The 6,111-nt window shown below is 45.6% G+C and carries 5 protein-coding genes; all 5 read left to right on the top strand.

What is annotated here, in order from left to right; genetic code table 11:
* Window positions 1-378: 378 nt before the first annotated feature.
* The 5 genes from D4N35_RS17385 to D4N35_RS17365 all read left to right on the top strand — a co-directional run bounded on the left by D4N35_RS17385 (window position 379) and on the right by D4N35_RS17365 (window position 6,005).
* Window positions 379-1,746: an NCS2 family permease gene (locus tag D4N35_RS17385; protein WP_120075932.1), complete on the top strand. Its 1,368-nt coding sequence runs from the start codon at window positions 379-381 to the stop codon at window positions 1,744-1,746.
* Between the two features lie 28 nt (window positions 1,747-1,774).
* Entirely contained in the window at window positions 1,775-3,526 is a 1,752-nt protein-coding gene (gene ade / locus D4N35_RS17380) for an adenine deaminase (RefSeq protein WP_120075929.1), read from the top strand.
* A 187-nt stretch (window positions 3,527-3,713) separates the two neighbouring features.
* Entirely contained in the window at window positions 3,714-4,880 is a 1,167-nt protein-coding gene (alr, locus tag D4N35_RS17375) for an alanine racemase (protein ID WP_120075928.1), read from the top strand.
* A 488-nt stretch (window positions 4,881-5,368) separates the two neighbouring features.
* A complete protein-coding gene (locus D4N35_RS17370; protein ID WP_018709208.1) occupies window positions 5,369-5,650 on the top strand; it encodes a CopG family ribbon-helix-helix protein in 282 nt (93 codons plus the stop codon).
* A gap of 4 nt (window positions 5,651-5,654) precedes the next feature.
* Window positions 5,655-6,005 carry a type II toxin-antitoxin system PemK/MazF family toxin gene (locus D4N35_RS17365; protein ID WP_018709209.1) on the top strand — a complete coding sequence of 117 codons (351 nt, stop codon included), beginning with the start codon at window positions 5,655-5,657 and terminating at the stop codon, window positions 6,003-6,005.
* Window positions 6,006-6,111: the final 106 nt, after the last annotated feature.

Below are 6,111 nucleotides of genomic sequence, written 5' to 3'. Positions count from 1 at the left end.
ACCCGTTCACACGGGTGGTTTTGATTTACAAAAAATAAAGAGAGAGAGTTGTACGTTTTTTAAAAAATGGTATAATGGTCCCTAACAATTATAAATATTTTGAACTTTAAATATCAAGCCTGCTCCTTCTTGACCTCCATTTATGGAGGGAGTCCCTTTTTAAGGATCGTCACGGAGGAGGTGGGCATTTCGATACGGAAAATTAAATAAACTGGGGAGGTGGGTTGCAAATATAGGGGCTCAGCGTGTTTCATCATTTGAAACCGCTTCCACACATCGGGTCAGGCATTCAAGGATTTTTCAGTTTTTAAAGAGGGGTATAAGGAGTCCTTGGCAGAATAGCTGATTTTGATTTTAATAAAAAGGAGCGATCTTGGTATGGGTATGATAGAAAAAGATATGGGACCCAGCGTTCCGCCTCCAACTCAGAACAGTCTGTTGGAAAGATTGTTTAAGCTTTCCGAAAGGAATACAAATGTCCGGACGGAGATGCTTGCTGGGCTGACTTCCTTTCTGACAATGAGCTATATTATTTTCGTTAACCCGGCAATTCTCTCAGATGCCGGAATTCCTAGAGAAGCGGCATTGGCTGCAACTATTTATGCGAGCGTTTTTTGTACGATATTAATGGCTCTTTGGGCAAATTACCCCGTTGCAGTGGCACCAGGAATGGGGCTGAACGCCTTCTTTGCCTATACTGTTGTCCTTGGCCATGGCTTGACATGGCAAACGGCACTTGGGGCGGTATTTATTTCCGGTCTTCTATTTTTAATTTTGACAGTGACTGGAGTCCGGCAAAAAATTGTGGATGGGGTTCCTGACGTACTAAAATCGGCGATCGGCGTCGGGATTGGTTTGTTCATCGCCTTTATCGGTTTTTCCAATGCGGAATTGATCGTTGCAAATGAAGCAACAACTGTGGCGCTTGGTGATGTGACAAGCCTCGGGCCGATCCTTGCATTAATCGGTTTTATCATCGCAGCGGTATTGACGGCAAAAAAGGTAAAAGGGGCACTTCTCATCAGTATTCTCGGAACAACCGTCATTGCCATGATCACAGGGTTTGTCGGATTTCCGAAAGGGATAGGAGACATTGTTTCGTTTAACCTGCCAAGCATGTCCGAGACATTTTTGGCAATGGACATTAAAGGAGCCATCGCTTACGGTATCCTTTCCGTCATCTTTTCCTTTACAATTGTTGAGCTGTTTGATAACTTGGGCACATTAATCGGATTGACGAAGAAAGCCGGGTTGGTCGAAAAGGACGGAAAAATCCGAAATTTGGACCGCGCCCTGCAGGCTGATTCAATCGGTACAATGGCAAGTGCCGCTTTTGGAAGCACTGCGTTGAATGCTTATGTGGAAAACGCCACAGGTATTCAGGAAGGCGGCAGAACCGGTCTGACTGCGCTGACCGCCGGGCTGTTATTCCTATTGGCATTGTTTTTCGCCCCGCTGATCGTTTTTGTCCCTTCGGTAGCAACAGCTCCGATCCTCATCTTAGTTGGGGCACTCATGCTCGGCGAAATCAAAAATATCAGTTTTGATGACTTTACAGATGTCATCCCTGCATTCCTGACGATCATTTTAATGCCCCTGACTTACAGTATCGCCACCGGATTGGCTTTCGGATTCATCTCTTATACACTATTGAAGCTTCTGACAGGAAAGGCCGGCCAAGTCCACTGGATCATGTATATCGTAAGTGCGGCGTTCATCATCAACTTTATAATGGGCAGCGGCTAAATCCGATAAATAGAGAGAGGGATACTGATTGACTTTTACAAAGGAAATGCTGGAAAAAAGAATCGACGTGGCGGCAAAAAGAGTCCCAGCCGATTTGGTCATTAAAAACGGGAAAGTTGTCAATGTTTTTACGAAAGAGATCATAACAGAGGATATTGCGATCGTTGATGGATATATTGTTGGAACAGGAACGTTTGAAGGATATGAGACGGTGGATGCTTCCGGCAAATTTGTCGTGCCCGGCTTTATTGACGGGCACGTCCATATCGAATCGTCGATGGTCATCCCCTCGGAGTTTTCCAACGTTGTCCTTCCGCATGGTGTTACGACCGTTGTGGCCGACCCCCATGAAATAGCGAATGTAAGCGGAACGGCCGGCATTGATTTTATGCTTGAAGCATCTGAAGGCATACCCCTCGAAGTTCTGTTGATGCTGCCTTCATGCGTTCCCGCCACTCCTTTTGAAAACTCGGGTGCCACACTTGAGCATTCGGATTTGGAGCCTTATTATTCCCATCCAAGGGTCATCGGTCTTGGAGAGGTCATGGATTACCCCTCCGTCCTTTACAAGGATGATAAAATGCTGGACAAGATCGTAGATGCCTCGGCAAAAGAAAAGTGCATTGACGGCCACGCATCCGGTATTGATGCTGGCGGGATCAATGTTTATATGGCATCAGGGATCAGAACGGACCATGAATGCGTGACTGCGGAAGAAGCTCTTGTCCGCATGAGAAAAGGGATGTACGTCATGCTTCGTGAGGGGTCCGCGGCAAAGGATCTGGTCACCCTGCTCAAAGCGGTGAATGAACAAAATGCGCGCCGCTGCCTGTTCGTTACGGATGATAAGCATCTGGATGAAATCATTGATGAGGGAAGCATCGATTTCAATGTGAAAACGGCGATCAGGGAAGGGGTGGACCCGTTGACTGCCGTTCAAATGGCAACGCTGAATGCGGCAGAATGCTTCGGCCTTAAGACAAAAGGGGCCATTGGGCCTGGATATGAAGCCGACCTTTTACTGTTAAATGACCTGGAGAAGGTCGATATAGAACGGGTGTATAAAGGCGGCAGGCTCGTGGCGAAGAACGGCGACGTCATCCGGCCTGCAAAGCCGTCTGTTACCCCCCCTTCCATTATTACCGGCAGCATCAATATCAGCTCTGTTTCCCTGGAAGACTTAAAAGTGAAAATGAGCGAAGGGAACATGGCGAATATTATTGAAATAAGGCCCAAAATGATTGTGACCAAGCACCTCGTCGAAGAGGTGGATGTCATAGACGGCCATTTTCAGCCAAGCGTCGAAAAAGACCAGTTGAAAATAGCTGTCATCGAACGCCACTATAGGACCGGCAATATTGGTCTGGGAGTGATCAAGGGACTGGGGATCAAAAATGGTGCGATTGCATCGACGGTTGCTCATGATTCCCACAATATCGTAGCTGCGGGGACAAATGATGAAGATTTGTTAAAGGCAATCCAGATGACGGCAGATATGAAGGGCGGCCTTGCCGTCGTCGAAGGCGGAAACCTGATCGCTTCCCTTCCGCTGCCTGTTTCAGGCTTAATGTCGGATATGGAATACAGAGTGATTAATGAACGGATTCATGAGCTTAACGGCGCTTTGAAGAAAATCGGCTGTTCCATGGAATTCAAACCATTCATCACTTTAGCGTTTCTTGCCCTGCCCGTCATTCCTGAACTGAAACTTACTGATAACGGACTATTCGATGTAAAAACTTTCCAACATATAGATATTGAAGCTGTAAGCGTAAAATAGTGAAGATAAAGCTCCCGTTGCAAGGCGGGAGCTTATATTTGACTAAAATGTTGCTCCTCTCAATTGCTTTACGTTGACTGTCATCAATTTTTTACAAAGATGACTTCAAAATTTATTTGACATATACGGGAGTGAATTGAATAATCAAATAGGAGTCAATTTGATTTCCTGGGGAGCGTGACTTTTTTTGATTGGCCAAACTCAATATTTTCGTGATACATGGGCAGAGATTGATCTAGATGCCTTGTATCAAAATGTAAAAACAATCCGTGACGGGCTGCCTCGGGAAACGAAATTGTTTGCTGCAGTCAAAGCAAATGCATACGGACACGGAGATTTTCAAATTGCGAAAGAAGCATTGAAAGCAGGCGCCCACGGCCTCGTTGTTGCATTGCTTGATGAGGCATTGGTGCTCAGGCAGAAAGGGATAAAAGCGCCGATTCTTGTACTTGGCCTGATCAGGCCGGCGGATGCCGGCGTTGCTGCCAGGCATCATATTTCAGTGCCGGTCGTCCAATTGGAATGGCTTAAAGAGGCTGGCCGGACAATGGGAGCCGGGGTACCGCCGCTGAAAATTCATGTTAAGTGCGATACGGGAATGGGGCGTATCGGACTTAAGCATGAAGAAGAATTGAAAGAAATTGAGCAGTTCATCAAACAAACAGACGAATTTGAATTCGAAGGGATTTTCACCCATTTCTCGACCGCAGACCAAGCCAGCGAAAAGTATTATCAAGGGCAGCTGGCTGCTTTTAAAAAATTTGTATCCGTGCTGGAAACAGTTCCAAAGTACGTACATGCCGCCAATAGTGCAGGCGCCCTTTGCCACAATGATTCTTTTTTCAACGCGGTCAGAGTAGGCATTGCTATCTACGGCCTTTCCGCTTCACAGGAAAGACCACCGCTGAACAAGGGGAAACAAGTATTTTCGCTTCACAGTAAAATTGTTCATGTAAAAAAAATACGGCCGGGCGAATGCATCGGGTATGGGGCCGCCTACCAGGCAGAGAAAGAAGAATGGATTGCGACAATTCCGGTCGGCTATGCAGATGGCTGGCTGCGCAAGCTGGAAGGACAAAGTGTTATAGCCGGCGGCGAGCGTGCGGAGATAGTAGGCAGGATCTGCATGGACCAGACAATGGTCAGATTGCCCCATTATATGCCGATTGGCACGCAAGTCACCCTGATTGGCGGCCAGGGGACCGGAGATTTTATAACAGTGGAAGAAATTGCCGAAAAGCTTGACACAATCAATTATGAAGTGATCTGCATGATCAATTTTCGTGTTCCCCGTTTTTATAAAAGGGGCTCTAAATTAATCGAAGTCGAGAATCCGCTTTTTCGGGGAGTATAAACGACGTCTTCCGCTTTTTANGTCGAGAATCCGCTTTTTCGGGGAGTATAAACGACGTCTTCCGCTTTTTATTGTCCAGCGACGCACAGGATGTGCTAGTGCAGGCGAAGAGACAGGATGTCGCGTCCTGAGCCTGCCAGCGCTTGTCGCCCCTAAGCAGCCGCCTTTCGCTTTTCTTGCAAAAAATTAATTTATTTTGCTGAAAAAAGAAGGAGTTATGACAAAAAAGAAGAATTCATGTATAAGGAATTCTTTGTCATGCCGATAATAAGAAGAAATACTAAAAATTTGCAGCTGATCATGGCAAGTTTTACCGGATATAAACGATTTGTCCTTTTTTGTTTTTTAAAAGAATGTTAAATGTTCTTTGCACCAAGGATGAATGATGTTATGATGGTATGTGGATTTATATTAAGGCTTTTTTAAAAATGGTTTGTTTTTTGCACTCTCGCGGGTGCGTGGATTGAAATATGGTGGAGGTGTAGTTGGTGTCTGAATCCAGCGCAACAACTGAAATTATCATTCGTTTACCACAGCAGCTCTTGGCAGAGTTGGATGGATTTGTGGAGCAAGAAAATGTAAATCGAAATGAATTTATCTACCGGGCTACAAAAATGTACATTCGCGAACGAAAAAAACGCCACATAGTAGAATCAATGAGACGAGGCTACATGGAAATGGCAAAGATCAACCTAGCTATCGCATCGGAGGCTATACAGGCGGAATATGAGGCAGAGCATACTGTCGAGCGGCTTGTAAGCGGGGGATGATCTTTTGGTCGTTAAACGGGGTGATGTGTTTTTCGCCGATTTATCCCCAGTAGTTGGTTCGGAACAAGGCGGAGTCAGGCCGGTGCTTGTGATCCAGAACGATATTGGAAACCGGTTCAGTCCCACAGTCATTGTTGCAGCCATTACTGCCCAAATCCAAAAAGCAAAGCTGCCTACACATGTGGAAATTGATTCAAAGCGTTACGGTTTTGAAAGGGATTCAGTCATACTGCTTGAACAGATTAGAACAATCGACAAGCAGCGTCTTACTGATAAGATTACACATCTGGATGAAGAAATGATGGAGAAAGTGGATGATGCCTTGCAGATCAGCCTGGGCCTCATCGCTTTTTGAGACGCTTAATTGGCGTCTTTTTTTTATACCCGCTATTGCTATGTTTAAAACAGTCGGGAATATCGACCCAGACTTAATGATCCTGAATTACGAAAGTAAAATCTAG

Origin of the sequence: Siminovitchia fortis, from assembly GCF_003605365.2 — a bacterium.
In the GTDB taxonomy this organism is placed as follows: Bacteria; Bacillota; Bacilli; order Bacillales; family Bacillaceae_C; genus Siminovitchia; species Siminovitchia fortis.
The sequence above is the reverse complement of the archived record's forward strand: the minus strand, read 5'-3'. Positions and strand labels throughout refer to the sequence as shown.

Excerpts from the sequence above, each read along its gene's own strand:
- D4N35_RS17385 (WP_120075932.1), top strand. The coding sequence starts at position 379 with ATGGGTATGATAGAAAAAGATATGGGACCCAGCGTTCCGCCTCCAACT.